The sequence below is a fragment of the Reyranella sp. genome, assembly GCF_965227665.1.
GTDB lineage: Bacteria > Pseudomonadota > Alphaproteobacteria > Reyranellales > Reyranellaceae > Reyranella.
Map to the genome: position 1 here is coordinate 1771829 of NZ_OZ245767.1, position 25301 is coordinate 1797129.

The following is a 25301-nucleotide window of genomic DNA, read 5'->3' on the forward strand; positions in this document are numbered from 1 at the left end:
AACTCCAGCTCCCTCCCGATGCGAGAGGAGATCAACGGGCAGGACGAAGCGAAGTTGCGCGTGCCCGACGCCCCAACGCGAGAGCCGCCCACCCGGCCATGGCCGCGACGCCGAGAAGCAGGACGTCCATGCCCCCGACGCCCCAGAGAGGGGGCTCGGCAAGGCTGCGGAGGAGATGGTCGCCCGTGGTGATCCAGTTCAGCAGCACCGCGATGAACGCGAGGGTCGAGATCGCCCCGCACTGCTCGATCCAAACCCGGCACGGCCGCAGCCCGGCATGCGCGAAGGTGGCTACCCAGACGAGATAGAAGCTCCACATTTCGAGCGACGCCCGGCCCTCGCCCAGGAAGACCATGCCCAGCGGCAGCAGCCGGTTGGCCACAAAGAAGGCGAGCGTGGCAATGACGATCCCGCTCACCGAGCCCACGGTGATCGCCTCGACGAGGCGCACGCCGCGCGGGCCTAGGCCACCGTCCCTCTTCTTCCGCGACTCCAGCCAGAACAGGTAGCCGGTGGCGATCACCGCGCAGCCGGCGAGGCCCAGGACGAAATAGACCCAGCGCAGGGTCCAGTGGCGGAACTGGATCAGATGCAGCCCGGCGATGAAGCGTTGTGTCGCCAAAACCGGCTGCGGCGCGATGCGCTGGTGCAGCAGTGCCCCGGTGGTCGCGTCGAAATAGGCGATGTCGGAACGGCCGGCCACGCGATCCTCGCCATGGCGGGCCACCTGCACCACGGCGGCGGCATCGCCGGGATGGCGGACGAACAGGTAGCGCGGCGTCTCACCCTCCCAGAGACGGCTCGCCTCCATCGTGATGGCGTCGAGCGAGGCGAGCGCGCCGGGCCGACCGAGCCTCGGCCTGTCGTAATTGCCGTAGGCCTCGCGGGCGAAGGCCCGGCCCTCGTCGCCATAGGCGAACTGGATCGTGCCGGGGAAGTACACCCCAAAGAAAATGATCACGCCCGACAGGGTGATCATGAGATGAAACGGCAGGCCGAGCACGCCGGTCACGTTGTGCAGGTCGAGCACCAGCCGGCGCGGCTGTTTGTCGGCCCGGAAGGTGAAGAAGTCGGTGAAGATCTTGCGGTGGATCACCACGCCCGAGACGCAGAGTAGCAGCATCGCCATCCCCGCCATGCCGACGATCCAGTAGCCCAGCCGGACATGCAGCATGTAGTGGAAGGGATAGAGGAAGCCCGTGCCCGCCCATGTTCCGGGATCGGGCAGCGCGGCGCCGGTGGCGGGATCGAACAGCCGCACGAGCTGGCGCGTCCCCTCGCGCCACGTGACCTGCAGTACCGGAGCACGTTCCGTCGGAAGCTGCGCGAACCACGAGCTTGCCTTGGCTACAGCGGCCGCCTCATAGGAAGCACGCAGCGCCTCGACGGCTGCGGCCTCGCCGGTCGGCGCGAGCCGGGTCATCGGCGCCATCCAGCGGTCGATCTCGCGATCGAATACCGACAGCGTTCCCATCCAGAAGATCGCGAACAGCAATCCGCCCAGCACCACCCCGGCCCAGGTGTGCAGCCAGCCCATCGAGGCGCGAAAGCCCGTGCCCATGTCGGCGAGCGTGCAGTCAGCCCTAGAAATCCGCCGTCAGGGCGAGCCGGAAAGTGCGGGGCGTGCCGACGTTGAGGCGCGTGGTGGACGACACCATCGACCAGTAGTTGGTGTCGAGCAGGTTCTCGACGTTGAAGCGGATCACCACCGGCTTGCCGGTCGGGCTCTTCGCGTCCGCGATCACGTAACGGGCGCCGACGTCGAACCGCACCCAGTCCGGAATGCTCTGCCGCGGATTGGTCAGGCCGACATACTGCGTGCCGGTGTAGATGACCCTCCCGTCGAGCGTCAGGCCGCGGACGAACGGCGTGTCCCATTCGCCCGCCAGGTTGACCTGCACGTTGGGCGCGCCGGCGGCCTGCCAGCCATCGTTCACGCCGCCCGCCGTGCTGACCAGGATCGCCTCCTGGAACATTGCGCCGCCCAGCAGCCGCACGCCCTCCGTCGGCGTGCCGAACACGTTGAACTCGATGCCGCGATTGCGCTGCAGGCCGTTCTGCGTGAGCGTGTTGGTCGCGGCGTTGGCGATGGCGCTCGGCTGGCTGATCTGGAAGGCGCTGAGCGTCGTGGTGAACTTGCCCCAGTCGATCTTGGTACCGAACTCGAACTGGGTCGACTGATAGGGCGGGAAGACCTGGCCGGCATTGACGAAGGTCGGGCCGACGACCGTGCCCGGCTGCAGGCCCTGGATGAAGTTGCCGTAGAACGAGACCTCCTTCCACGGGCGCACGACCAGCGCCACCGAAGGGCTGATCGCGTCCTGCAGGTAGGCCGAGGTGAGAGCGCCGATCGCAAGATTGAAGTTCTCGCCCATGATCTGCTGGTAGCGCGCGCCGACGGTGAGTTGGACGCGCTTCTGCGCGAAGGAAAGCGTGTCAGCGACGGCGAAGCTGTTGAGCTGCAGCGTGCTCGACTTGCGGGGCGACTGGGCCGTGATGTTGGGACGCGCGACGACGTTCGGCGTGTAGATGTTAGAGGCGTAGGCGGTGCCGATGCCGCGGCCGAAGCCGTACACCTGCTGGTAGCGCGTCGCGCTCACGGCAAAGGTGTGCCCGACGGGACCGGTCTGTGCCTCGCCGCGCAGGCCGATCTCGCTCGTCCATTTCGTCTCGTATGACGTATTGTTGAGCGGCGTCTGCGTACTGTTGCCGTTGAGCCCCGTGACGATCGGATCTCCCGACCACAGCGAGTTCCATCGATTGTCGTGCGCGCCGATGGCGCCATAGAGAGTCACGCCGGGCCAAACATCGACTTCGGCCCGCAGCGCACCGAACAGGTCCTGCGAATAGGTTTTGCTCCACGGCAGAATGAAGTTGTTGTTGAGGTCGGGCACGCCCGGCACCGGTGCGCCGGCAGCCACGCTGACATAGCCGACACCGCCGCTGATGTACTGGGACTGGTAGCCGCCATCCAGGGACAGACGGAAGCCGTCGCCGCGATAGTCGATGCCGATCGTCCCGAGCCCCAACTCCTCGGCGTTCCACATCACCGCCGTCTGGCCGGCGCGATAGGCGCCGTTCAGGCGCACGCCCAGCTCCTTCTCGGGGCCGAAGCGCCGGCCGACATCGACGGCGCCGCCGAACTGCGCGGCCGAACTGTAGGCGGCCGTGACGCGGTTCATCGGCTCGTCGTGGGCGCGCTTCGGGACCACGTTGATCGTGCCGCCGATCGCGCCGCTGGGCGACATGCCGTTCAGCATCGCGCTCGGCCCCTTGAGCACTTCGATGCGTTCGGCCAGCTCGACGCCGATCGAATAGGTCGGAAGCAGGCCGTAGAGTCCACCATAGGCGATGTCCATGCTCTCGACCGTGAAGCCGCGGATCATCATGTTCTGCGCGCCGTTGTTGCCGGTCGGCCGCACGATGCGGACCGACGGATCGTCGATGAGGACGTCGCGAATGGTCTGCGCCTGCTGATCCTGCGCCTTCTGCGCGGTGTAGCTCGTCTGGTTGAACGGCGTTTCCATGACGTCGCGATTGCCGAGCAGACCGAGCTGGCCGCCCGTCGCCACCTGCCCGCCGGCATAGGCGGGCGGGATGTTGTCGATCATCGCCTGCGACGGAACCGCGAAGACGCCCTGCACCTGGACGGGATCGAGCTGAAGCGTCGAGGGATCGAGCGGGGCCTGGCCGACGCGCTGCAGCGCGATGGTCGTGCCGCCGAGCAGACTGTAGGTGAGTCCGGTGCCGGCGAGCAGACGCTGCATCGCCTCGTCGACACTCATCGCCCCCTGCACCCCCTGGGTCGAGAGACCGCGCACGAGCGCGGCGTCGGCGGAAATCTGGCGGCCGGACTGCTGGCCGAACAGCGGCAGTGCGCTGGCCAGCGACTGCGGTCCGATGTTGAAGCTGCGTTGTGCCGGCGCCTGGACGGTTTGCACATCGGGCGATTGCGCGACAGCGGGGGGCGCGCCCGCCGCCAGTGCCATCGTGATCGCGGACGTACCCATCATCGCCGTGACGCCCAGAGAACCCAAACGCTTGTCCATCGCCCCAACATCTCCCCGCAGAGCAGGAACATCGGACGCTGACCATCGACGTGCGATGGAGGGCAGCGCATTCGTTCCTTCACTGGGGCAACGAGCGGCTCGCGGACTTTTCTAAGAAAATCGTTCGAGCGCGTGACCTGTCGTCACGAGGCGGACACGACCAGCAGCCAGGGGGTCACACGGCGCACCTTCGCGCCATGCACGCGCGCCATGCCGCGCAATGCATCCTCAGGGTCGGCGAGATTGTAGGCGCCGGTGATGCGGCGCTCGGCGAGCCTGCCGTCGGTCAGCACGATCGTGCCGGCGAAGTAGCGACGCAGCTGATCGATCGCGTCTCCGAGGCGAGTCTCCTGGGCATAGAGCTGACCCTGGCGCCAGGCGGCGACCAGCTCGGGCTGCTCGCTGCCCCGCGTCGTGAGGCCGTCGTTCGCGACCCGCACGAACTGACCGGCGACGAGCTTCGCGGCACTCTCGAGGGGCGCGCCGGCCGCGGCGACGGCGACGATGCCCTGCTCCACCGACACGGCGACATCGTCGCTGCCGAGGCGGACGTCGAACCGCGTGCCCAGCACCGTCGCCTCGACGTCCCGCGCCGTCACCCGGAAGGGTCGCGCGGGATCCGGCCGCACCTGGAAGAAGGCCTCGCCCGAAAGAAGCTGCACGCGGCGCCCCGGCTGGTCGTCGGCCATGGCGACGGCGATGGCGCTGGCCGGCGCCAGGGTCACGCGGCTGCCGTCGGGCAGATCGACCTGGCGCAGCTCGGCAGTCCCGGTCGCGTGATCGGCGCGCAATTGCAGGAGCATCGCAGGCCCCGCCCACAGAGCAAGACAGGCCGCCGCCGCGAGTGCCAGCGCGGGCATCGCCCAGCGGCGAGCGGCGGTCCGCGGCCTCGTTGACAGGATCTGCGCACCGGCCCGCGTCGTCGTTGCGACGGCGCCGGCCTCGCGCGCGGCGGGCAGCAGGGCGGCCATCTCGGAAAAGCGGCGCATCGAGACCCAGGCGGATTCGTTCTGGGGCCGGGCCCTCAGCCACTCCTCGAAGCGGCGACGCAGTTCGGCGTCGTCCGGCTCCTCCTGCAGGAGGATCAGCCAGTCGGTGGCTTCGTTCGAGGCCCGTTCGGCGTCGGCATCCGTCACGCGCTCCATCCCTCCCGATACGGAAACCTGCCCCGCATACTGCCAACGCCCGGTATGTCCGGTTTTCTAATGATTTATGCGAAGCGGCGGAATTATTTCCAGCCCAGCCGCTTCTTGCAGTGCCCGATCGCGTCCGATACCAGCTTGTGCGCCAGCGGCAGGGATATGCCGAGGCGCTCGGCGATCTCGCGAAGCTTGCAGCCCTCCAGCCTGTGCATCTCGAAGGCGCGGCGCGTGCGCGCCGGTAGCTCGGCCAGCGCCTGCTCCAGCAGACGGAGTTCGTCGCGGTAGAGCGTCAGCATCTCTGGCGTGGCCGCGACGCCGGGCGTCGTCACCGCCTCGGCGAGGCCGTTCGCCAGCGCCTCGGTCTCGCGCGCGCTGCGGCGGCGGCCGTCGAGCGCCAGATTGCGAACGATTCGGTAGAGGTACCCCAGCGGTTCGTCGAGGAAGCGCTGGCGCGCCACTTCGTCGAAGCGCAACCAAGCTTCCTGCACGAGCTCCTCCGCCTGGGTGCGCGATCCCACGATGCCGGTCGCATAGTCGACCAGCGAGCCACGATGCTCGACATACAGGGTGGTGGTTTCGGGCGGCACGCCCCGGACGATATTGTAATTGCGAATGCTTCGCAATTACGAAGAATACGCTATTGCACGGGCTGGAGCTTGAACAGGCAGGCGTAGTCGCGATTGTAGACCTGCAGGTCGCGGCCCCTGGCGTTGCCGGTGAGATCGACAGTGAAGGTCCTGCGTCCGACGGGGATGGCAATCGTTTTTGCAATCGAACCGTCCGCCGATACCGGCACCAGGAAGGGATCCGCTTCGCCCGCCTTGACCGACAGGTCGTTGCCTGCGTCCGCGAACGCGAAGAACAGTTTCGAGACGTCGGCCTGCCGACACAGCAGCGGCGATTCTGAAGCGAGGATGGGCATCGCCCGCCAAGACTCGGCAAGAGCTGCTGTCGAGGTCGCGACGACGCCGATGGTGACGGCGACGAAAAGCTTGTGCAGGACGGCCTCCACGGAGTGCGAGTTCGAAATGGTGACTGTTCAACCCGGAGGGACGCCCGGAGTTGCACCTATCGAGCGTTTGTCCTCACGAAGCATGCGTGCAAACAACGCGTCCGGCGCAGGCAACTCGGAGCGGTGGTCCGCAGTTACCATTGCCTCGCTTCAGAGCCTGAAGCACCTTCCACCCACAACGAAGCGGCACGGGCCGCCGGAGCCGAGCTAAGCGGGCGAGCGACTTCGCGATCCCATCAGATCAATTCGTTCCAAGAGTACCCTTCGGTAGCGTACAGAAAGTATCCCCCAATGTTGTTCTCCCTGGATCCCCGTCCCGACATGTTCGAAGCGTTGCGTCTGACGCGCGCGGGCAAACTCGCCGAAGCGATGACCGTCCTGCGGGGAGGATCGGCGGAGACATCGCCGGCACTGAGCCCCGCTCAACGCGCCCACGAAGGGGGATTGCCCGTTTCCATCATCGATCTCGTGCCCCCGGACGAGCCGACGGGTGCCTGGACCCACCGGCCTGCGGTGGCGAGCAGCGCGAAGCCGACAAGGACATCGTCCTTCGAGTATCACACCGTCGCCAACGCGGACGGCAGTCGCCGCTTCAAGCTCTACATCCCCGCGGGCTACGACGGACAGCCGCTCCCCCTGATCGTCATGCTTCACGGCTGCACCCAATCCCCCGAGGACTTTGCCGCCGGCACCCGCATGAACGAACTCGCCGACGACCACATGTTCCTCGTCGCCTATCCCGAGCAGCCCAACTCGGCAAACCCGAACAAGTGCTGGAACTGGTTCAAGGTGGGCGACCAGATCCGCGACCTGGGCGAACCGCAACTGATCGCCGAAGTCACACGGCAGATCCTGCGCGACCATGCCGTCGACGAAGACCGTGTCTATGTCGCGGGTCTCTCCGCCGGCGGCGCGGCGGCAGCGATCATGGGCACCACCTATCCCGATCTCTACGCCGCGGTCGGCATCCATTCGGGCCTGGCCTGCGGCGCTGCGCGCGACATGCATGCCGCCTTCTCGGCCATGCGGCAGGGCGCTCCGGCGGCACGGCTTGCGGTCCGGACCGGTCCCGTGGTCCCGACGATCGTTTTCCATGGTGATCGCGACACGACGGTCAATCCGATCAATGGCGACCAGGCCAGCGAACAGGCATCGGGTGGATCGGGCGCGGGGACGCGAGTTTCCCGGGGAGCCACTGCGACCGGCATCGCCTTCACGCGCACCATCCGTCTCGACGCGCAGGAGCGTGCGATCGGCGAGCAGTGGGTGCTGGAGGGGCTGGGACATGCCTGGTCCGGCGGCAGCGCCGCCGGATCCTTCACCGATCCGCGCGGGCCCGATGCCAGCCGCGAATTCGTGCGCTTCTTTCTCGAGCACAGGCTTTCCGCGCGAACTGCATCGGCTGTCAGCCCCGCGCTTCCTGCCAGTGCGGATAGGTGACATAGGCCGTCAAGGCGCCCTGCTCGTGCGAGAGGATGATAACCGCTTCGCCCCGGGGCATGTAGATGAACTCGCCCGGGCCGGCCGTAACGGTGCTGCTGCGACTCGTGACGGAGATCCGCCCCTCGAGGATCAGCATGACGTCGTCGACCGCCATGGTCTCTTCGAGACGCTGGTTGGGGCCATACCGGCCATAGCCGATCGTGATCGGACCGCCATGGCGCTGGTCGATCACGTTGCCCGCGTAGATGTCGCCCTGTTGTCCCGGCGAGCGTTCGAGCGACGCGTCGCCCAGTCCGAATTTTCGAACTTTCATGAACGGCCTTTAAGGATTTAGCGGCGGCGATCGCCCTTGTCGCCCTGGCCGGGCTTGGACACGGTCTTGGCCTTGCGACGGCGATCGGCGGTCAGCGAGCGGCCCACGTCCTCGACTTCCTTGAAGGAGGTGCCGCGGGCATTGCGGCGCACGAACAGCTTGTTGGTGCCGGTATCAATGAGTTCGCGCTTGGCCGCGGTCTTGCGTTCCGTCTTCTTCCTGGCGACTTTCTTCGTCACGACTTTCTTCTTGGCGGCGACCTTCTTCCTGGCGACCTTTTTCTTCGCCGCCTTCTTCGCGACCTTCTTCTTCGCAGCCATCGCGTGCTCCTCCATGAACGTGCGCCGTTGAACGTTTCCGGATTGTGAAAGTTGCAGCCCGTGTCTCCATGGCATTGGGATTGCATTGGATGGCCGGGCGTGGTCTACGCACCCGCTCACTCGCATGGACCCGGTGAAACTCCGGGTGGCTATTCCGGCCGCCGATCCGCCGGGCAACTCTCGCAGGGAACGCTCCACACGCCCTCTTCGCCCGCAGGCGAGGAAGCTCGCGGCCCCCTGTGCCTGTTCAGCGATCTCCAATGTCCAACAGCTTCAAGTCTCAATGGTTCGGGAGCCTCGGCCAGGCGCGCCGCGATTTCCTCGCGGGCCTGGTCGTGGCCCTCGCCCTCATCCCGGAAGCCATCGGCTTCTCGATCATCGCCGGCGTCGATCCCAGGGTCGGCCTGTGGGCCTCGGTCGCGATCGCCATCGTCATCTCCCTGTTGGGCGGACGGCCGGGCATGATCTCGGCAGCCACCGCCGCGGTCGCCGTCGTGGTCACGCCGCTGGTGCGCGACCACGGCGTCGATTACCTGTTTGCCGCCACCATCCTGATGGGCCTGATCCAGATTGTGGCGGGCTTACTGCGCCTCGACCTGCTGATGCAGTTCGTCTCGCGCTCGGTGATCACCGGCTTCGTCAATGCGCTGGCCATCCTGATCTTCATGGCGCAGATCCCGCAGCTGGTCGGCGTGTCGTGGCACACCTATGCGATGATCGCCGCCGGCCTCGCCATCATCTACCTGCTGCCGCGCCTCACCACCCTCGTCCCCTCGCCGCTCGTGGCCATCGTCGTGCTGGCGGCGGTCAGCATCGGCTTTGGCCTGCCGGTTCATACGGTGGGCGACATGGGCAAGCTGCCCGAGGCGCTGCCGAGCCTCGCCTTGCCGCAGGTGCCGCTCACCTGGGAAACGCTGCAGATCATCCTGCCCTATTCGCTCACCATGGCAGCGGTCGGCCTGCTCGAATCGATGCTGACGGCGCAGATCGTCGACGACATGACGGATACCGATAGCGACAAGCGCCGCGAGTGCCTCGGCCAGGGCGGTGCCAACATCGCCGCCGCCCTCGTCGGCGGGATGGGCGGTTGCGCGATGATTGGCCAGTCCGTGATCAATGTAACGTCGGGCGGGCGCACGCGCCTCTCGACCTTCGTCGCGGGCGCCGCACTGCTGTTCCTCCTCGCGGTCCTGGGGTCACTGGTCGGCCGCATCCCGATGCCGGCGTTGGTCGCCGTCATGATCATGGTGTCGATCGGCACCTTCAGTTGGAACTCGATCCCCAATCTGCGTCGTCATCCGCCGACCTCGAGCGTGGTGATGATCGTGACGGTCTGTGTCGTCGTCTTCACCCGTGACCTGGCCCAGGGCGTGCTGGCGGGTGTGCTGCTCTCCGGCATCTTCTTCGCGGGCAAGGTCCGCCGCATGTTCGCAGTCGAACGCAGCGATAGCGGCGGCACGGTCACCTATCGCATCAGCGGTGAGATCTTCTTTGCCTCCGTCGACCGCTTCACTCGCGCCTTCCGGTCCGAGCCGGGGCGCGCCGTGACCATCGACGTGTCATCGGCGCATTTCTGGGACATTTCCGGTGTCGGCGCGCTCGACAAGATCGTTGCCCGCCTGCGCCGGGACGGCTCGGAGGTGAAGGTCATCGGCTACAACGAGGCCAGCGCCGACCTCATCGACCGCTTCGCCCTGCACGACAAGACCGGCGTCGAGCTGGGGGTCGTGCCGCACTAACGGCGCCGACGGGGAGGTTTGTATCGACGCGGCGGTATGAAGTACCCTGCGCGCCTCGGAGCGAGGAGGCGCAATGTCGGGCAGTCACGACCATGAGCACGGGCACGAGGATCAACATGACCACGAACACGGCTCCGAGCTTTCGGAGATGCAGCTTCGCGTCCGCGCCCTCGAAACCATCCTGACCGAGAAGGGCTATGTCGATCCGGCCGCGCTCGATTCGATCATCGAGACCTACGAGACGAAGATCGGGCCGCATATCGGCGCGCAGGTCGTGGCTCGGGCCTGGGTCGATGCGGACTTCAAGGCGGCACTGATTGCCGATGCCAGCAAGGCGATCGCCCGGCTGGGTCTCCAGCAGAAGGTCGGCGACCACCTGATCGCCGTGGAGAATACGCCCACCTCGCACAACATGATCGTCTGCACCCTGTGCTCCTGCTACCCGTGGGACCTGCTGGGCCTGCCGCCGGCCTGGTACAAGTCGGCGCCCTACCGCGCCCGCACGATCAAGGAGCCGCGCAAGGTGTTGGCCGATTTCGGCGTGACCCTTCCCGACGAGACGACCGTGCGCGTGTGGGACTCGACGGCGGAGACGCGGTTCATCGTTCTGCCGATGCGACCCGCCGCGACCGAGGGCTGGTCCGAGGAGAAGCTCGCCGCCCTCGTCACCCGCGATTCGATGATCGGCACGGGGTTCCCGAAGGCCGCGAACGAGGCCGCGTCATGAACGGCGTGCACGACATGGGCGGTATGGACGGCTTCGGCAAGGTCGCGCCCGACCCGCACGAGGTGCCCTTTCACGCCGACTGGCAGGCCCGCGCCTTCGCGCTCAACCGGGTCATGGGCTCGGCCGGCGAATGGAACATCGATGTCGGCCGCTACTGGATCGAGACGCTGCCGCCCGCGGTCTATCTCTCCTCGTCCTACTACAGGAAATGGTTCCTCCGGCTCGAACGGCTCTGCCTCGACCGAGGGCTCGTGTCGGAAGCCGAACTGGCGAGCGGCCATTCGAACGAACCGGGCCGGCCGCTGAAGCGCAAGCCGCTGTCGGGGCCGCAGGCCGGCGCCGCCGTGGGCCGGCCCAACCACGACCAACCGCCCCCCGCACCCGCCCTGTTCGCGGTCGGACAGAAGGTGCGCGCGCGCAACATCCATCCCCGCTCCCACACGCGTCTGCCGCGCTTCGCGCGCGGCCGCCTGGGCACGATCGAGCGTATCCAGGGCTGCCACACCTTTCCCGATGCGGTGGTCGAGTCCGGCGTCGCGCGCGGCGAATGGCTCTACACGGTGGTGTTCGACAGCCGGGAACTGTGGGGCCCCGACGCGGAGGCGGGCAGCACCGTCTCCATCGAGGCGTTCGAACCTTATCTGGAGCCGGCATGATGTCATCGGATTCAGTTTCGGTCCGCGCGGTCCTGGAGACGGTGCCCGGCATTCCCTGCGAGGGCGAAGCGCCGGTCTTTGCCGAACCGTGGCAGGCCCAGGCTTTCGCGATCGCGCTCAGCCTGCAGCAGCGCGGCGTCTTCACCTGGAATGAATGGGCCGGCGAACTCGGTACCCAGATCGAGGCCGCCATCGCCCGGGGCGATCCCGACGACGGCACGACCTACTACAGCCACTGGCTCACTGCGCTGGAACGGCTGGTCGCACGCAAGGGCATCGCCTCGCCCGAAATCATCGATCGCTACGTTCGCGCTTGGTAGCATGCCGCGGATCACACACCGCATGGCCAGACGATCGACCTCAGGCCCGACGATTTCCGGACAGACTGAAGGCGCAGTGAGCAGGGATTGGGCAGATGGTGATCAAACGGAGTTCATGACGGGAGAGATTTGTTCACCCTCAACACTCACCAGGCTTGTCCCGCGCCTCCTGCGGGTGAATCTCGATGGGGCGATACACAAAGTCGGGATGCAGGTGCAAAAAGTTTAAAGATACTTTGGTTACATACGGCACGGCCTTGTGTGGCCTGGCGAGATATTCCCCCAAAGTGGTAGAATCAGCGGCATCCAAGGGTCGACCTAAGTCTTTGAGTAGTAGTCAGGATGGCACGAATTGCGCTAGATCACGTCCGAGGCATGGCGATGGCAACACGCTTTCGGTATCGCGGACTGTGAGACTGATCGACGGCAAAGATCCATCTGGCGAAGTGCCTCTCTTTGCGCTTTTCAGTGCAAGCTTAATAGGTTGTTATGAGATCGGGGGCTACGGTGAGTAAAGAGGAAGAGGTCGAACTCGGGAAGCAACTGATCGGAGAACTCCGACAGTCGTTTGCTCGCGGCGATTGGGATGAGACGACGCGCACCTACGAGCAGATCGCAGGCATGAAGACGGACCGCGCCGTTCGGCTCGAGGCGACGTGCCTGGCGGTTCGCGCTCTTGTCGCGATCCAGCAACGTTCGGCCGCCCGCCACCTGCTCAAGATCGTCGCCAAGGCCGAATACAAGAAGCCGGCGCACTATGAATTCTTGGCGCGTGCATATCTGGACCTGAAGCAATACAAGGGTGCAGCCGATGCCTGTAACCGCGCCGAAGAACTGCGCCTCGCAGAAATGAAGTGAAATGAAGAAGCCCCGCCGTTTCCGTGTCGGACGACTGTTCAAGCGGAAGTCTGATGACAAAGCACCCTCCAAGCTTTCGTCCGTATCGGCGTCCGGCGAAAAGCCTTTCGAGCCCGTTCAACAAAATCAAGTGGAGATGAAGATGACCGACCAGCCTACGAAGAAGCCTGATACTGACATTGCCGCGCTGCGTGCAGAGGTCGAGTTTCTTGAGCTGCAAGTGCGCAAGCTGCAGGCGCGTGAGTACCTTCAGAACTATAGAGTCAAGCGGGCTGAAGCTCGGAAAGGCTGATCTCGCTACCGAAGAAGATCGCGCCGCCAGCATACGGCTGGCGGCGTGGCCATGACAGACTCTCCTTATCGTCTCGACGACCTGCCAGCTTCCGCATTGACCGCACTCCGCCGGGCACGCAACGCCCCACACAGACGCTGCGTTCTACGTCAATGAAGGGGATAGTCGGCGAAAGGCTCACCCGACCGGCCGCGACGGTGCTTACCCTCTCGGCCTGAACTTCAAACTCACCAGCTACATGTCGCGGCACTTCGGCGGTCTCTTCGCGCACACTCCCTATGTGCTGCGCCAGGCAACAGCCGCGCGGTCGAAGCGGCGCGGGCGGGTATGATGCGTCTCCACACCCATTACGACGGGGTCGACCTCGTCGATCCCTTGCACACGGTCTGGACCCGCGGCACCACGACCTTCGTCCTGACGCGTGAGGCGCCGCCCCTGCGGACCGTTCCCGGCGAGGCGCGCGACGCGGTGCAGGCAGAGATCGAACGGGCCTATCGTCGCCCGCCGAACGATCCACGCCCGCCACCCCGCTAGAAAAAGCCCCGCCGTTCGACCGGCGGGGCTTCGGGAGGATCTACAGCAGCCTTGCCTACAGCAGTTCCTTGCGAGCCATCTCGGCGCGCGAAGCGCCAATGGCGGTCTTCACGTCCTTCTGCTCTTCCGGCGGCGGCAGCACCGCCTTCATGCCGAGCGAGGCGATCGCCAGTTCGCGGCACCATCCCTTGGAGTGGTAGAGGTGCTCATCCTCCTCGTCCTCGACCTCGTCGAGCGCCGCCTGGATCGCCTTCTTCTCGGCGCCGCGAGCCGCCTCGGCATAGAGGGTCAGCAGCTCCCAGTTCGAGTGGTCCTTGGTCTCGGCGTGGACCACGCACTCGCAGGCCACGATCTCCGCCGCTTCCGGCGGCGCCGTGCCCTTGGCGAGCTTCATCGCGGCCACGAGCGAGCCAGCGATGTGCCGCACGACCTCGCGGCCGGGCGTCTCAGCGGGCGGGACGCCCAAGTCCGACATCAGCGTCGTCACGATCTCGACGTGCCGCGTCGTCTGCTCAAGATACTTCGTCCACTCCTCCTTCAGTTCGTCGTTGAGCACGCAGGTCAGGGCCGTTTCATAGACCTTGACCCCGCCCAACTCGGTTTCGAGCATCTGCTGCAGAAGTTCGTTGCGCTGTTCGATGTTCATCTGACGCCTCCATCCTGGCTTATGGCGGCGTAATGGCTCAGGCGTCCCGACGTTGCATGGTAGAGGCGATGGACCTCAGGACACCCGCGTCATCGACTTGAACAGCGCCGCGGCCTGCTCCTCCAGCGACATGCGCTGCAGCCGCGACTTCGCCTCGACGACCGGGTCTTGCCGCGGCACGGCCATCTCGTTCGGCGGGGCGGGGTCGCGCGGCGCGGCGGCCCCCTGCTTCAGCAGCTGCCGCAGCGTCCGCTCGTCGGCGACCAGGCTGCGCGCGCTCGACCAGCCGGGTACGCCCACCACCGGCTCGGCGCCGATCTCCTGCGCGAGCGCGTCCGCGAGGGCAGCGGACTCGAACACGCATTCGATGATCGTGGGGCCGGTCGCGAAGGAGCGTCGCAGGGCGAACCGCTCGGAATCCAGCTTCGCGCGGATCAGTCGGAGCACGCGCTTCTCCGCCGTCAGTGCCGCCGGTGACGCGGCGTCGGCCGTCGCGAGACGGATGCGAACGCCGTGCGGCTCCGGCACGACCTGGAAGAAGGCCGACCAGTCGAGCCGCCGGCCGTGGCTGCCGCTCATGGGCAGCCCCTCACCGAACGGTATGTGGATACAGGTGATGATATGGATGGTACGGGCCCGCGCATCCTTCCCCCTTTTTGAGCCGACCGGGAAAACGCGAACCCGCACAAAAGGTTGCGGTCGGATCAGACCGCCCGCAGGTGACGCGGCACGCGTGCCGCGCGCAGCGCCTCTTCCAGGCTCTCCCGCTCGCGCCGCCAGCGCCCGGCTTCACGATCGGCCTTCGCGTCCAGCGCCGCCCGCGCCTTTTCGATCTCCGCGACGAGGGCCTCGTGGCGCGCCTCGGCCTTTTCGAGCCCCGCCGTCGCGGCGGCAAGAGCGCGCTCCCGCCGCGCCGCTTCCGTGCGACGGTCGGCGGCCTCCTGCCGCTCCTGCCGTTCGCGCCGCGCGCGTTCCCGCTCGAAGGCCCGCGCGGCGGCGCGCTCCTCCTTGCGGTTCGGCGGTTGTTCGGCGACGGGCTTGCGTTGCGGGCGGGCGGGCTTGCGCTGGGCAGGTCCGGGCGTCTTCGCAGCCCGGCCCTCGAACGGCGCCTCCGACGCCTCGGCCTCCTCGCGGAAGGGCTGATCGGTGCCGACCGGCCGCCGCAACACGAGGCCGGGCTGCGCCATCGTGGCCTTCACGATCGCCGGATCGTCGGTCTGCTGCGCAAAGCCCTGGTTAAACAGATTGGCCCCGGCACCCCAGGCTTCGAGCGCCGCCTTCATCGACGGCGCCGACACCGCGAGATCGAAGAAGCCCGCCGAGGTCGTGAACGCCTTGAGCTTCCGCGCCATCCTTGCGCTCCCTCCCGAAGCCGCAGAAACGCTTCGGGGTCGCCGCCGGTTGCCCGTGAGGTACCATGTTACCGGCGCCGCGAGGTGCGACATCCGTTTCGACTGTTTCGTTTATTTCGTTTATTTCGTTTGTTGCCTGGGCAGTACGAGAATGGCTTGAAACCCGAGATGACTCGCAACATATGAAGTTTCATGAGAAGAGACAGCCGACTGTCGGGCGTGCTGCACGTCCTGCTGCACATGGCGGAGCATCCGGTTCCGATGACGTCCGAGATGCTGGCGCGCGCCATGGGCACCAATCCGGTGGTGATCCGCCGCCTCATGGCCGGCCTGCGCGAGCGCGGCTTCGTTCAGTCCGAGAAAGGCCATGGCGGCGGCTGGACGATCGCCTGCGATCTCCGCGCCGTCACCCTGCTCGACGTTTACGAGGCGCTCGGCCGGCCTGCGCTGCTGGCCATGGGCAACCGCACCGAGGCGCCCGGCTGCCTCGTCGAGCAGGCGGTGAACGCCGCCCTCGGCGACGCCTTCGACGAGGCCGAAGCGCTGCTGCTGCACCGCTTCGGGGCTCTTACCCTCGCGGCGCTGAGCGCCGACTTTCACAAGCGCCTCGCCAAACGCGGCGGGTCGACCGACCTGGAGAAAAACCATGCAGCATGACGCCGTCATCGTCGGAGGCGCCTTCGCCGGGCTCGCCGCCGCCACCTACCTCGCCCGCGCCCGCCGCCGCGTGTGCGTGATCGATGCCGGCCAGCCGCGCAACCGCTTCGCCGCGGCCTCGCATGGTTTCCTGGGGTCGGACGGCAGCGAGCCTTCGGCGATCCTCGCCCGGGCGCGGTCGCAGCTCGCGGCCTATCCCGGCGTAACCTTGGTCGAGGGCGAGGCCGCCACGGCCAGCGTCCGGGGCGACGGGTTCACCGTCGCGCTGGCCAGCGGCGAGGAGATCGCGGCCCACAAGGCGATCCTCGCCTTCGGGCTGCGCGACACGCTGGAGCCGATCCCGGGTCTGGCGGAACGCTGGGGCCGGACGGTGCTGCATTGTCCCTACTGCCACGGTTTCGAATTCAGCGACCGGCCGCTCGGGGTGCTGTTTCGCACCCCCCTGTCGGTGCACCAGGCCTGCCTGGTCGCGGAATGGGGGCCGACGACCCTGTTCATGAACGGCGCGGACCTCGCGCCCGAAAGTGCGGAAATGCTCGCGCGACATGGTGTGTCGGTCGAACGCGGCAGGTTGCAGCGCCTGGTCGGCGAGGGAAGCGCCCTGTCCGGCGTGGCGTTCGCGGATGGCCACGTGCGTGAGCTCGCCGCGCTCTACGTCGCGCCGCACTCCTGCCTGGCCAGCCCGATCGCCGAACAGCTCGGTGTCGCAATCGACGAGGGGCCGGTGGGTCCCATCGTCCGCACGGACGGCGACAGGATGACGAGCGTGCCCGGCCTCTATGCCGCCGGAGACATCGCACGCGCACCACACAGCGTGAGCTGGGCGGTGGCCGACGGTGTCACCGCCGGCACGTCCCTCCACCGCGCGCTCGTGTTCGGCGGATGAACACGCCTCCCGCCCTTCACCGACCCGGCCATGATCGCGGACTATGTCGCGGCCATGCCGCGCAAGGTGCCCGGCTTCGCCGACCTGCATCGCATGGCCATGCTCCTGCTGGCGGAGCGCGCGCCCGCGGCGGCGGACATGCTGGTCGTGGGCGCCGGCGGCGGCCTCGAACTGAAGGCCTTCGCCGGGGCGCAGCCGGACTGGCGTCTCGTCGGCGTCGATCCTTCGGCCGCAATGCTCGACCTGGCGCGCCGCGTACTGGGGCCGCTGGGCGCGCGCGTCGATCTCCGGCAGGGCTTCGTCGACAGCGCGCCGCTGGTCGTGGCGCATCACAGTGTGTCGAACGGCGGCGAGGCGACCACGTGGCTCGCGCGATCGGCGGCCTTCGCGGGCGGACCGGGCGCCGACGTCCAACGCGCACGCCTCTGGGCCGAGAAGATGGCGGAGCACTTGCCGCTGCTGTCCGCCGACGACGAGGTGGCGGTCCAGCGCGAAGCGGGTTTCTCCGGCGCCGCCCTCTTCTACGCCGGCTTCTCGTTCCGAGGCTGGATCTCACGCGCCTGATTCCGCGCCTCACCCTCCCGGCGTGTTGCTCGCGTTCAGGAGCTGCGAGACCGCGGTGATGACCTGCGACGCAGCGAAGGGCTTGGGAACCAGGATGCTGTTGGGCACGCCGAGTGAGGGCCAGTCGTTGCTCTCGGAGCCGGTCATGTAGACCACCGGCATCTCGGGCTTCAGCTCGCGCGCGTGCCGCGCCACATCCCAGCCGGTGGTACTGGATCCGAGCTTGATGTCGGTGACGAGGGCGCGCACCTCCTCGCCATGTTCGTCGAGCGCGGCCAGGGCCTCTTTTGCGGTCGCGGCCAGCAGCACCTCGTAGCCGCCATCCTCGAACGAATCCTTCAACACCTCGCCGATTTCCGTTTGATCCTCGGCGATCAGCACAAGCACCGATGTCTTTTTCACGCTCACCCCCCAAGCCGCGATCCGGAGATGCCCCGGACTCCTTTGGCTTCTCGAACGAGGCAGGAGAACGACTGGCACGCAGTGTTAGTTCCCGTACAGACGGAGCAGGCGGCCTAAACGCCGCACCCCTGTTCCCGCGGTCAACTGATGATCGGAAACGTGACCGCCGTCGACGTACCTTTCTTCGAACTCTCCGTCAGCACCTGGCCGCCGATCTGCCGGGCCAGCGAGTCGATGAGCTTGAGACCGGAGCCGCTGGACGGCCGGTGTTCGAACCCACGGCCGTCGTCGGCGATGGTCAGCCGGCCCTCGCCGAAGCCGATGCCCGCCTGGAGCCTGACCACGATGCGGCCGCCCTTCTCGGCGAAGGCATGCTTGGCACTGTTGGTCGCCGCCTCGTTGAGGATCAGTCCAAGCGGTACGGCGCGCTCGATCGAGAGTTCGATCTCGTCGGCCTCGATCTCGATCGCGACGTTTTCCACCTGCTGCTCGATCGAGGCGCACAGGGCGCGCAGATAGCCCGCGACGTCGACCGCCTGGGCATCCTGGCGCGGCGCCAGCTGGTCGTGCGCCAGCGAAATGGCGTTGATGCGGTTGGCGATGTGATCGAGGGCACGCAGCCCCTCGCCCTCCTTGAAGCGCCGCTTCTGCAGGCTGATGGACGCCAGGATGAGCTGGAAGTTGTTCTTCACCCGGTGCTGAAGCTCGCGCAGCAGCACCTCCCGCCGCTGCGCCTCCGCCGCGGCCTCGGCCAGCGCCGCCGCCTCGCCGCGGGCCGTGGTATGGTTGCGGACGGTGGATGCGATGATCGCCGCCGCAGCGATCATGAACTCCACCGTGTCGGTGGTGAAATCGCGCAGCGTCGTGCTGTCGACTTCGAGCACGCCCCACGCGGCCCCTTCGGTGAGAATCGGCACGTTCGCCAGGGAGACGATGCCATGCTCCTTCAGCACTTCGGAAACGACGAAGTCCGGTGTTTTCGCGAAATCGGCTATGCAGACCGGCTCGGCCGTCCGGTAGGCGCGGCCCGGCGGCGAGCGCAGATCGGACGAGAAGGTCGCCGAACGGACCAGGCCTTCCTTCCATCCGGTCCCGGCCACCATCAACAGATCGGCGGTCGTCGGACGGTAACGCAGCACCTTGACGTGGTGAATCTCGACGGCCCGCCCGACCTGGACGACCGCATGGTCGAGAAAGCGCTCTGGTGTCGAGTCGTGGCCCGCGAGCCGCCCCAGCTCGACCAGGATGCGGACATGGCGGCGGAGTTTCTCGACATCGGCCGCGACGACGGCGGGTGGTGACTGATCGGACATGGGTCCTGAACGCCCGCCGGTCGTAAAGGTGCCCCCAACCGTGGTTCCTCGAGAGATCCTTCCGGGGTTCCAGGGCTTCGCGATTTTTTTCGGACGCCCCTTGAAGCCAAAAACGGGAATTCTAGATCGATCCGTTGCCGGTTCCTGGGAACCGGTCTCGCAGAATCGGCCGCCTTCCGGGGGCCGGGTCGCAACCATCGCTCAACGGAGGATGCTTCATGCGCAACACCATCGATTTCGCCCCATTCTATCGCGGCACCGTCGGCTTCGACCGGGTCTTCGACCTGCTCGACTCGGTCGCCAGTCGCTCCGGGGCCAACGGATACCCGCCCTACGACATCGAGAAGACCGGCGACGATTCCTACCGGATCGTCATGGCGGTGGCGGGCTTCACCGAGGCCGAGCTCAACGTCGTGCAGAAGGAGAACGAGCTGCTGATCGCCGGCAAGTCGGCCGGCGGCGACGACAAGCGCGAGTATCTCTATCGCGGCATCGCCTCGCGCGACTTCGAGCGCACCTTCCAGCTTGCCGACCATGTCCGGGTCGTGGGCGCACGCCTGGCCAACGGTCTTCTCACCGTCGACCTGCGCCGCGAGGTGCCGGAGGAGAAGAAGCCGCGCGTGATCGCCGTAGAAAAGGTCGAACCGCGCGCTTCGATCTCCCGACAGTAGCGTCCGCTCCTTCCATCGTTTCGTTCAACAGGAGGACAGGCATGACTGGTTCAGCTGCTTCCACGAACACCCATTGGAAGCCCGTTCACTCGCACACCCAGGCGGCTCCGCCGCCTCACCTCGCGGCCGACACGCCCCGTGGGCGCATCCTCGTCGTCGAAGACCAGGCGGTGGTGGCGCTCGACCTGCAACGCACCCTGCGCGAGGCCGGCTATCGCGTCGTCGGGCCGGCCACCAGCCTGCCGGCCGTCGAGGGATTGCTGGCCCGCAGCAGGATCGACGGCGCCATCGTCGATGCCGATGCCGGCCGGCTGGCCTTCGTCCTGGCGGACCGGCTGGCCGATGCAAGCGTCCCGGTGCTGTTCCTGGCCGACGGCACCAACCCGCTGCCCGCCCGGCACGCCGGCGCGCCGGTCCTCGACAAACCCTTCTCCAGGCCGCGCCTGCTCGAAGCGCTGGCGTCCGTCATGGCCGCCCCGCGCCTGACGGACGAGGAGCTGCCCTACGCGGTCTCGCCCCCGCCCATGAGCTGGCCGCGCGTCTTTCCGCAACTCTGACGTTTGGGCGTGAAGGGCGGGTCGGCCGAAGCCCAAGGCACGCGCTGACCAACGGGACCCGACCGGCGGGGCACACGCCGGTCGGAGGTCTCCCGCTCCCGCTCACCGGCACGCCGCCTTATCGCGTCGGATCAGGATCCGGGAAACAACATGTGCATTGTCCCCCGTGGTCTCGATCTCCGGGTCCGCCAGCATGCGGAGGGAACGATCGATGGATGCCAGGGAACTCGCGGAAAAATTTCAGGCCAAGATGGGCGCGGCGGCCAGCGAGCGGAATCGTCAGTCGGGTCTTGCCTCCGAATTCATCGACAAGCGAAGCGCGGATGTCGAGTACTGCAAGACCGCCATGGAAAACAACGTCCTGCCGTTCCTCGCGGAGCTGCAGGAGTGTCTCGGGCCCGACCAGTTCGCCTACTCCCACCAGATCGACATGCAGGATCACCGCGCGGTCGGCGTGTCGTTCATCATCGGCGATGGCGGCACCACCAGCATCTCTACCGCGCTGGGCAACGTCGTCGTGACGCGCACCGGCGACGGCGGCACCGCCAAGGGCGTGGCCTACGTCTACCGCCCCGATGCCGAGCCCTTCATGTCGAACTCCGGCGACCTCACGCGCGACAAGATCGCGAAGCTGATCGAAATGGTGATCGACAATACATAGTTGCGTGTCCTTCGCCGCGCCTTCACACGAATTGTTGCTCTCCTTGCAGCACGCTCGACGTTTCGAGGCTTGTCTAAACCTAAGAATTCCGACCTATGATGCAGCGTCGACAGACACATGGGAGGAACAAGGATGACCGACGAACGGACGCAACGTCTCGCGCACTCGCGTCACTACTGCGCCGACCGCCTCGTCGAAGTGAAGGACGAGATCGCCCGCTTCCAGGACGAGAGCCTCGCCCTGAAGGCTAAGTTGGAAACCGGTGCCGACGAAGCCGCGGTGAGCCTGATCCGCCGCCGCCGGCGTTTCCTGGGGCGCCGTCTCGAAGAATTGAAGGCCGAACGGTCGGCGCTCGCCACGGAGCTGGAGGCGTCCACGCTGCAGTTGAGCACGCCCGCGAAAATGGCCGAGGCGACGGGCCTGCGTCCGTAGCCGACTATCGAGGCCGCGGCGTACGCGGCTTCTTCGGCTCGAGCGCGGAGGTCCAGTCGACGCCTTCCATCGTCTTGAGGAGCGTCTTGGCCGACGGGGGCGACGCGCCGTCCTCGCCCAGCCAGGTGTGCCAGGCCTCGTCGTCGAGGATCGCGGGCATGCGCGGATCCTCCTCGCCGTGTTTGATGGTTCGCCGGATGAGATCGTTCGCCGGCACGGTCGCCATCACGCAGAAGAGCAGCGGAGCCGGCTGGCCCTCGATCGCGTAGCGCCGCCACACAAAGGCGAAACCGCGCGGCTGCCCGTCCTGCGGATCGATCGTCCATTGCCGCGTCTCGCTGCGGCCCGACGGCTTCACCACCTCCTCGCCCTCGTTGAAGGTACGGAAGACCACGATGCCGCGCTGGCCGGCGTGGAAGGGGGTGCGGAACGGCTCCTTGGCGTCGATCGACTCCGACCGCGCATGGATCGGCCGCGGCCGGCGCCAGTCCTTCGGATCGGGAAAGCCCCAGCGCATCGGCACGACGCGGCGAGCCCGGGCCTCGGCGTCCCACACGATCACCGGCACCGCGGCGCCGACGCGGTAGGTGACGATGGCGTCCTCGCCGCCCTCGCTTCCGCCGCTCTCCCCGGCCTCGCCGCCGGCACTTTCCGTCAGCGAGCGGGAGAAGGCGACGACCTCGCGCCACGAGGCCTGGGCCGTGAACTTGCCGCACATGGGCGAAGGTTAGCACCGCCGGCGCGGGCCACGCCACGATAGCCCGAATGCCGCAATCCGCAGGCCCCCAGACTATTCACAGGCCGCGCGGAATGACCATTAATCTTTACAAAACAATGGCTTAGGCCTCAATTTTTACTGTGGCAAAATTACAACATTTGTTGGACGTACCGCCCCCGGTCGGCCATTATCCCCGAGGCCGCAGGCCGCCACCTTTGGTTCCACACGGAGAAAAGATAATGGCGTTGAAAGCCGGTCACCTGATCCCCTCTCGCTCCCGCCTCCTCTCCCGGGCCACCGCCTGGTCGGTGGCGATGCTGGCCGCCGCGGCCCTGATCGGAACGACCGGTGTCGCTTCCCCCGCGATGGCCCAGGCCAAGGTTCCGGCAAAGTCCAAGCTCAAGCCCGCCGCCAAGACCGTGAAGGCGGCCCCGACCGATCCGAGCGACCGGATGGCGGACGAGCTGAACGCCAAGTGGCAGCAGCAGAACGGCGCCTTCTCCGGCTTCAATGCCGCGGCGCCCGCCGCTGCCGCCGGCGCAGCCGCCGCGACGGTGACCCCGGCCGCCTTCTCGACCGGCCCCGCCGCCCCGGCGACCACCAGCCCCGGCAACAGCGAATGGGGCGACCGCCTGGTGTCGCGCGCGATGAACTATCTCGGCACGCCCTATCGCTACGGCGGCACCTCGCCCAAGACCGGCTTCGACTGCAGCGGCTTCGTCTACTATCTCTACGGCGCGGTCTTCGGGCAGCAGATCCCGCGCATGCCGCACGACATGGTGCGCGAGGCCACGCCGGTGGCGCGCGGCGACCTGCAGAAGGGCGACCTCGTGATGTTCGGCTATCGCGGCACCATCACCCATGTCGGCATCTACAGCGGCAACGGCCAGTTCGTGCACGCCACGCATCGCGGCTCGCCGGTCATGGTGACCTCGCTCGACGCCGACTACTACAACACCCGCTACCTCAAGGCGGTCCGGCTCACGCCGCAGTAAGCTGCGAAACGCCCGGCCGGCGAAGGATTGTCCGGCGGGCGAACCGATGGAATAGTCCGCGACACTATTCGATCGCACCGTCGGATCCGCCCTCTCGCATGCACGTCGACCTCGAAATCGATCACGACCGGCGACGGGTCGTCGCCCGCGCGCAGGGCGCGTTGCAGCTCCCCGACATCACCGGCTACTTCGCGCGGCTCGTCTTCGAGAAGACCATCGGCTACGCGAAGATCTTCGACGGACGCGAGGCCTGGCTCGACCTGGCGGATCATCACATCGGGCTCCTGAAGGGTCACGTGCGCGCGATGGGCAGCCGCGGACCGCGCGGGCCGGTGGCGATCGTGGCGACGACGCCGCGGGGCATCGAGGGCGCCCGTCTCTTCATGGAGATGCCTGCCGCCGACCGAACGGCGCAGTTGTTCGATTCGATGGACGCGGCACGGAACTGGCTCGGCTCCCAGTTCGAGGCGCCGGCCGAGCCCGCACCCGCGCTCAGCCGCCTCGTCGCACCTCCCCTCCTCACCGCCTCGGGTGCACGCGAACGCGCCGCGAAGGCGCGTCGGCTGGCCTGGGAGATGTCGACGATCGAGGATCGCGACCGGCTGCTCGACTATGCGGGGGAACTCGACGAGCGGGCGGCGCTGCTCGAGGGAAGCATCGCTAGGTCAGCATGAGCGCCTTGCGCACGCGCTCGGCGACCTCGGGTGAAAACTCGAATTCCTGCTGGGAGGCCCAGCCCACGTAGCGGCGGACCGGCTTCGCGCCCAGCACTTCGGTTAGGCGCAGGGCGTCGTTCTCCTCCTCGAAGGCCGCCTGCACCAGCAGGCGCCCTCGGTCGCGTGCGACGCGGATCGCCCAATCCCCTTTCATCCGCAGCGCCACGATGAGGCGCGCCAGCAGCTTCCGCCGTTCGACCCGGTCGGGCCCGTGCTCGCCGGTCACGAGATGGCAGGCGGGATGCCAGCGCGTGAGTCGCTCCCACGGCACCGGCTTGCCGCCGGAAGATCCCCGGGCAACCGTTCGCGCTTTCGCTCCCGCCCTGACTGCCGCCATGCCCCGCTTCCCTCGCCCATTACATCTTGACCGACGCTTTGTGGATCGCCGCGATCGAACGCTCAAGGGCGGCGTCGAATTCGGGATCGCTCATCGTGACCTTCAGCCCCTCGGTCAAGGCGCGCGAGAAACTCGCGATCATGCCCGGCGTCGCGGCGAGACGGCGGCAGGCCTCGTCCCGCGAATAGCCGCCCGACAAAGCGAGCAGCCGCGCGACACCCCGGTGCTCCAGCAGCTCAACGTACAGGTCGGGATCGCTGGGCAGGGTCAGCTTGAGGATGACCTGCTCGTCTTCCGGAAGATCGTCGAGGCGACGCCGCAGTTCCGCGCGAAGCATCGTTTCGGCGGCCTGCTTGTCGGGACTGTCGATCAGCACCTCGGGCTCGACGATCGGCATCAGCCCGTGGCGCGCGATCCGCGCCGCGATCTCGAACTGCTGGTCGACCGCTGCCGCGATGCCGTTGCGCGACGCCTGCCGGATCGTCGAGCGCATCTTGGTGCCGAAGACGCCGAGCCGCGACGCCGCCGCGAGGCGCGGCCCAAGACCGGACATCTCCTTCATCAGGCTGACGCCGTCCTTCTCCGGCTGCAGCCCCTCGTCCACCTTGAGGAAGGGAACGACGCCGCGGCCCCACAGAAATGAAGGCACCGGCACGCCATCCACCGCACCGTGCATCGTGCGCTCGAAGAGGATGGCGCCCAACACGCGCTCGCCGGTGAACGAGGGCGCGGTCATGATCCGCACGCGCATTTCGTGCATCAGCGCGAACATCTGCGTCTCATTCGCAAATGCATCCGCGGCAATGCCGTATTGGGCCAACGCCTTGGGCGTCGAGCCGCCGCTCTGGTCGAGCGCGGCAAAGAAGCCGGCACCGCCGATGATCCGCTCGCGCATCTCCTCGCGCATGTTCGTAACGTCGTTGATCTGATTGTTTTTCATCGCCGCGCAACGCACGCGCCACCGACGGGCTTCATCGCGATGAAATTTC

Annotated in this window: 32 protein-coding genes and 1 other annotated feature; of the genes, 17 read left to right on the forward strand and 15 right to left on the reverse strand. The window is 67.1% G+C overall.

The genetic code is table 11. The annotated features are described in order from the left end of the window. Positions 1 to 31 precede the first annotated feature (31 nt). The 5 genes from ACO07I_RS08525 to ACO07I_RS08545 all read right to left on the reverse strand — a co-directional run bounded on the left by ACO07I_RS08525 (position 32) and on the right by ACO07I_RS08545 (position 6203). A complete protein-coding gene (locus ACO07I_RS08525; protein WP_422016262.1) occupies positions 32 to 1561 on the reverse strand; it encodes a PepSY-associated TM helix domain-containing protein in 1530 nt (509 codons plus the stop codon). A 22-nt stretch (positions 1562 to 1583) separates the two neighbouring features. Continuing rightward, entirely contained in the window at positions 1584 to 4049 is a 2466-nt protein-coding gene (locus ACO07I_RS08530) for a TonB-dependent siderophore receptor (RefSeq protein ID WP_422016264.1), read from the reverse strand. 143 nt (positions 4050 to 4192) lie between these two features. Then, positions 4193 to 5185 carry a FecR family protein gene (locus ACO07I_RS08535; RefSeq protein WP_422016266.1) on the reverse strand — a complete coding sequence of 331 codons (993 nt, stop codon included), beginning with the start codon at positions 5183 to 5185 and terminating at the stop codon, positions 4193 to 4195. A gap of 92 nt (positions 5186 to 5277) precedes the next feature. Continuing rightward, entirely contained in the window at positions 5278 to 5814 is a 537-nt protein-coding gene (locus ACO07I_RS08540) for a sigma-70 family RNA polymerase sigma factor (RefSeq protein WP_422016268.1), read from the reverse strand. A gap of 14 nt (positions 5815 to 5828) precedes the next feature. Beyond that, entirely contained in the window at positions 5829 to 6203 is a 375-nt protein-coding gene (locus ACO07I_RS08545) for a hypothetical protein (protein ID WP_422016270.1), read from the reverse strand. A 291-nt stretch (positions 6204 to 6494) separates the two neighbouring features. On the opposite strand from ACO07I_RS08545, the gene ACO07I_RS08550 reads away from it, so the two are divergent. Continuing rightward, on the forward strand, positions 6495 to 7643 hold the full coding sequence (locus tag ACO07I_RS08550) for an alpha/beta hydrolase family esterase (protein WP_422016272.1): 1149 nt from the start codon (positions 6495 to 6497) through the stop codon (positions 7641 to 7643). Here the strand turns inward: ACO07I_RS08550 and ACO07I_RS08555 are convergent. Together ACO07I_RS08555 and ACO07I_RS08560 are read right to left on the reverse strand one after the other, a co-directional pair. Beyond that, complete coding sequence (locus ACO07I_RS08555) at positions 7609 to 7959, reverse strand: ethanolamine utilization protein (protein ID WP_422016274.1); 351 nt, start codon at positions 7957 to 7959, stop codon at positions 7609 to 7611. The two genes, ACO07I_RS08550 and ACO07I_RS08555, sit on opposite strands and share 35 nt — an antisense overlap. Before the next feature lie 17 nt (positions 7960 to 7976). Beyond that, complete coding sequence (locus tag ACO07I_RS08560; RefSeq protein ID WP_422018199.1) at positions 7977 to 8198, reverse strand: hypothetical protein; 222 nt, start codon at positions 8196 to 8198, stop codon at positions 7977 to 7979. A 204-nt stretch (positions 8199 to 8402) separates the two neighbouring features. After that, positions 8403 to 8458, forward strand: a sequence feature (sul1 is cis-regulatory element that is thought to sense ions involved in sulfur or methionine metabolism; They are found in Alphaproteobacteria). An 81-nt stretch (positions 8459 to 8539) separates the two neighbouring features. Here ACO07I_RS08560 and ACO07I_RS08565 point away from each other — a divergent pair. The 7 genes from ACO07I_RS08565 (at position 8540) to ACO07I_RS08595 (ending at position 13405) form a co-directional block, all read left to right on the forward strand. Continuing rightward, positions 8540 to 10018 (forward strand): SulP family inorganic anion transporter, encoded by a 1479-nt coding sequence (locus tag ACO07I_RS08565; RefSeq protein WP_422016276.1) that lies wholly within the window; start codon positions 8540 to 8542, stop codon positions 10016 to 10018. A 73-nt stretch (positions 10019 to 10091) separates the two neighbouring features. Next, positions 10092 to 10745 carry a nitrile hydratase subunit alpha gene (nthA, locus tag ACO07I_RS08570; protein WP_422016278.1) on the forward strand — a complete coding sequence of 218 codons (654 nt, stop codon included), beginning with the start codon at positions 10092 to 10094 and terminating at the stop codon, positions 10743 to 10745. Next, on the forward strand, positions 10742 to 11401 hold the full coding sequence (nthB, locus tag ACO07I_RS08575) for a nitrile hydratase subunit beta (protein WP_422016280.1): 660 nt from the start codon (positions 10742 to 10744) through the stop codon (positions 11399 to 11401). Before nthA ends, nthB begins: the two co-directional genes overlap by 4 nt. Continuing rightward, positions 11398 to 11721 carry a nitrile hydratase accessory protein gene (locus ACO07I_RS08580; RefSeq protein WP_422016282.1) on the forward strand — a complete coding sequence of 108 codons (324 nt, stop codon included), beginning with the start codon at positions 11398 to 11400 and terminating at the stop codon, positions 11719 to 11721. Before nthB ends, ACO07I_RS08580 begins: the two co-directional genes overlap by 4 nt. Positions 11722 to 12228: 507 nt before the next feature. Beyond that, complete coding sequence (locus tag ACO07I_RS08585; RefSeq protein ID WP_422016284.1) at positions 12229 to 12579, forward strand: hypothetical protein; 351 nt, start codon at positions 12229 to 12231, stop codon at positions 12577 to 12579. A 1-nt stretch (position 12580) separates the two neighbouring features. Further along, positions 12581 to 12871: a hypothetical protein gene (locus tag ACO07I_RS08590; protein WP_422016286.1), complete on the forward strand. Its 291-nt coding sequence runs from the start codon at positions 12581 to 12583 to the stop codon at positions 12869 to 12871. Between the two features lie 330 nt (positions 12872 to 13201). Then, complete coding sequence (locus ACO07I_RS08595; RefSeq protein ID WP_422016288.1) at positions 13202 to 13405, forward strand: hypothetical protein; 204 nt, start codon at positions 13202 to 13204, stop codon at positions 13403 to 13405. A 55-nt stretch (positions 13406 to 13460) separates the two neighbouring features. Here the strand turns inward: ACO07I_RS08595 and ACO07I_RS08600 are convergent, their stop codons facing one another. From ACO07I_RS08600 to ACO07I_RS08610, 3 genes are all read right to left on the reverse strand, one after another. Further along, positions 13461 to 14051: a hypothetical protein gene (locus ACO07I_RS08600; protein WP_422016290.1), complete on the reverse strand. Its 591-nt coding sequence runs from the start codon at positions 14049 to 14051 to the stop codon at positions 13461 to 13463. Between the two features lie 75 nt (positions 14052 to 14126). After that, entirely contained in the window at positions 14127 to 14630 is a 504-nt protein-coding gene (locus ACO07I_RS08605; RefSeq protein ID WP_422016292.1) for a hypothetical protein, read from the reverse strand. A 125-nt stretch (positions 14631 to 14755) separates the two neighbouring features. Continuing rightward, positions 14756 to 15403, reverse strand: coding sequence for a cell envelope biogenesis protein TolA (locus tag ACO07I_RS08610; protein WP_422016294.1), 648 nt, complete (start codon positions 15401 to 15403; stop codon positions 14756 to 14758). Between the two features lie 192 nt (positions 15404 to 15595). Here ACO07I_RS08610 and ACO07I_RS08615 point away from each other — a divergent pair, with 192 nt between their 5' ends. From ACO07I_RS08615 to ACO07I_RS08625, 3 genes are read left to right on the forward strand one after another with little or no spacing between them, the layout of a single operon-like run. After that, on the forward strand, positions 15596 to 16060 hold the full coding sequence (locus tag ACO07I_RS08615) for an Rrf2 family transcriptional regulator (RefSeq protein WP_422016296.1): 465 nt from the start codon (positions 15596 to 15598) through the stop codon (positions 16058 to 16060). Then, complete coding sequence (locus ACO07I_RS08620; RefSeq protein WP_422016298.1) at positions 16050 to 16946, forward strand: NAD(P)/FAD-dependent oxidoreductase; 897 nt, start codon at positions 16050 to 16052, stop codon at positions 16944 to 16946. Before ACO07I_RS08615 ends, ACO07I_RS08620 begins: the two co-directional genes overlap by 11 nt. Before the next feature lie 30 nt (positions 16947 to 16976). Beyond that, positions 16977 to 17510 (forward strand): class I SAM-dependent methyltransferase, encoded by a 534-nt coding sequence (locus ACO07I_RS08625; protein WP_422016300.1) that lies wholly within the window; start codon positions 16977 to 16979, stop codon positions 17508 to 17510. Positions 17511 to 17519: 9 nt separating this feature from the next. On the opposite strand, the gene ACO07I_RS08630 is transcribed toward ACO07I_RS08625, so the two are convergent. Both ACO07I_RS08630 and ACO07I_RS08635 read right to left on the reverse strand, forming a co-directional pair. After that, positions 17520 to 17912: a response regulator gene (locus ACO07I_RS08630; protein WP_422016302.1), complete on the reverse strand. Its 393-nt coding sequence runs from the start codon at positions 17910 to 17912 to the stop codon at positions 17520 to 17522. A 140-nt stretch (positions 17913 to 18052) separates the two neighbouring features. Then, a complete protein-coding gene (locus ACO07I_RS08635) occupies positions 18053 to 19225 on the reverse strand; it encodes a histidine kinase dimerization/phosphoacceptor domain -containing protein (protein ID WP_422016304.1) in 1173 nt (390 codons plus the stop codon). A gap of 218 nt (positions 19226 to 19443) precedes the next feature. Here ACO07I_RS08635 and ACO07I_RS08640 point away from each other — a divergent pair, with 218 nt between their 5' ends. The 4 genes from ACO07I_RS08640 to ACO07I_RS08655 all read left to right on the forward strand — a co-directional run bounded on the left by ACO07I_RS08640 (position 19444) and on the right by ACO07I_RS08655 (position 21546). Then, a complete protein-coding gene (locus ACO07I_RS08640) occupies positions 19444 to 19896 on the forward strand; it encodes an Hsp20 family protein (protein WP_422016306.1) in 453 nt (150 codons plus the stop codon). Between the two features lie 41 nt (positions 19897 to 19937). After that, positions 19938 to 20453, forward strand: coding sequence for a hypothetical protein (locus ACO07I_RS08645; protein ID WP_422016308.1), 516 nt, complete (start codon positions 19938 to 19940; stop codon positions 20451 to 20453). Positions 20454 to 20664: 211 nt separating this feature from the next. Next, a complete protein-coding gene (locus tag ACO07I_RS08650; RefSeq protein ID WP_422016310.1) occupies positions 20665 to 21114 on the forward strand; it encodes a hypothetical protein in 450 nt (149 codons plus the stop codon). 132 nt (positions 21115 to 21246) lie between these two features. Then, entirely contained in the window at positions 21247 to 21546 is a 300-nt protein-coding gene (locus ACO07I_RS08655) for a hypothetical protein (RefSeq protein ID WP_422016312.1), read from the forward strand. A 4-nt stretch (positions 21547 to 21550) separates the two neighbouring features. On the opposite strand, the gene ACO07I_RS08660 is transcribed toward ACO07I_RS08655, so the two are convergent. After that, positions 21551 to 22264, reverse strand: coding sequence for an SOS response-associated peptidase family protein (locus ACO07I_RS08660; protein WP_422016314.1), 714 nt, complete (start codon positions 22262 to 22264; stop codon positions 21551 to 21553). A gap of 239 nt (positions 22265 to 22503) precedes the next feature. On the opposite strand from ACO07I_RS08660, the gene ACO07I_RS08665 reads away from it, so the two are divergent. Together ACO07I_RS08665 and ACO07I_RS08670 are read left to right on the forward strand one after the other, a co-directional pair. Continuing rightward, positions 22504 to 23259, forward strand: a complete 756-nt coding sequence (locus ACO07I_RS08665; protein WP_422016316.1) for a C40 family peptidase — start codon at positions 22504 to 22506, stop codon at positions 23257 to 23259. A 98-nt stretch (positions 23260 to 23357) separates the two neighbouring features. Continuing rightward, positions 23358 to 23933 (forward strand): hypothetical protein, encoded by a 576-nt coding sequence (locus tag ACO07I_RS08670; RefSeq protein WP_422016318.1) that lies wholly within the window; start codon positions 23358 to 23360, stop codon positions 23931 to 23933. Here ACO07I_RS08670 and ACO07I_RS08675 read toward each other — a convergent pair. Together ACO07I_RS08675 and ACO07I_RS08680 are read right to left on the reverse strand one after the other, a co-directional pair. Beyond that, on the reverse strand, positions 23920 to 24312 hold the full coding sequence (locus tag ACO07I_RS08675) for a hypothetical protein (protein WP_422016320.1): 393 nt from the start codon (positions 24310 to 24312) through the stop codon (positions 23920 to 23922). The genes ACO07I_RS08670 and ACO07I_RS08675 overlap by 14 nt on opposite strands. Before the next feature lie 19 nt (positions 24313 to 24331). Continuing rightward, on the reverse strand, positions 24332 to 25252 hold the full coding sequence (locus ACO07I_RS08680) for a fructose bisphosphate aldolase (RefSeq protein WP_422016322.1): 921 nt from the start codon (positions 25250 to 25252) through the stop codon (positions 24332 to 24334). Positions 25253 to 25301: the final 49 nt, after the last annotated feature.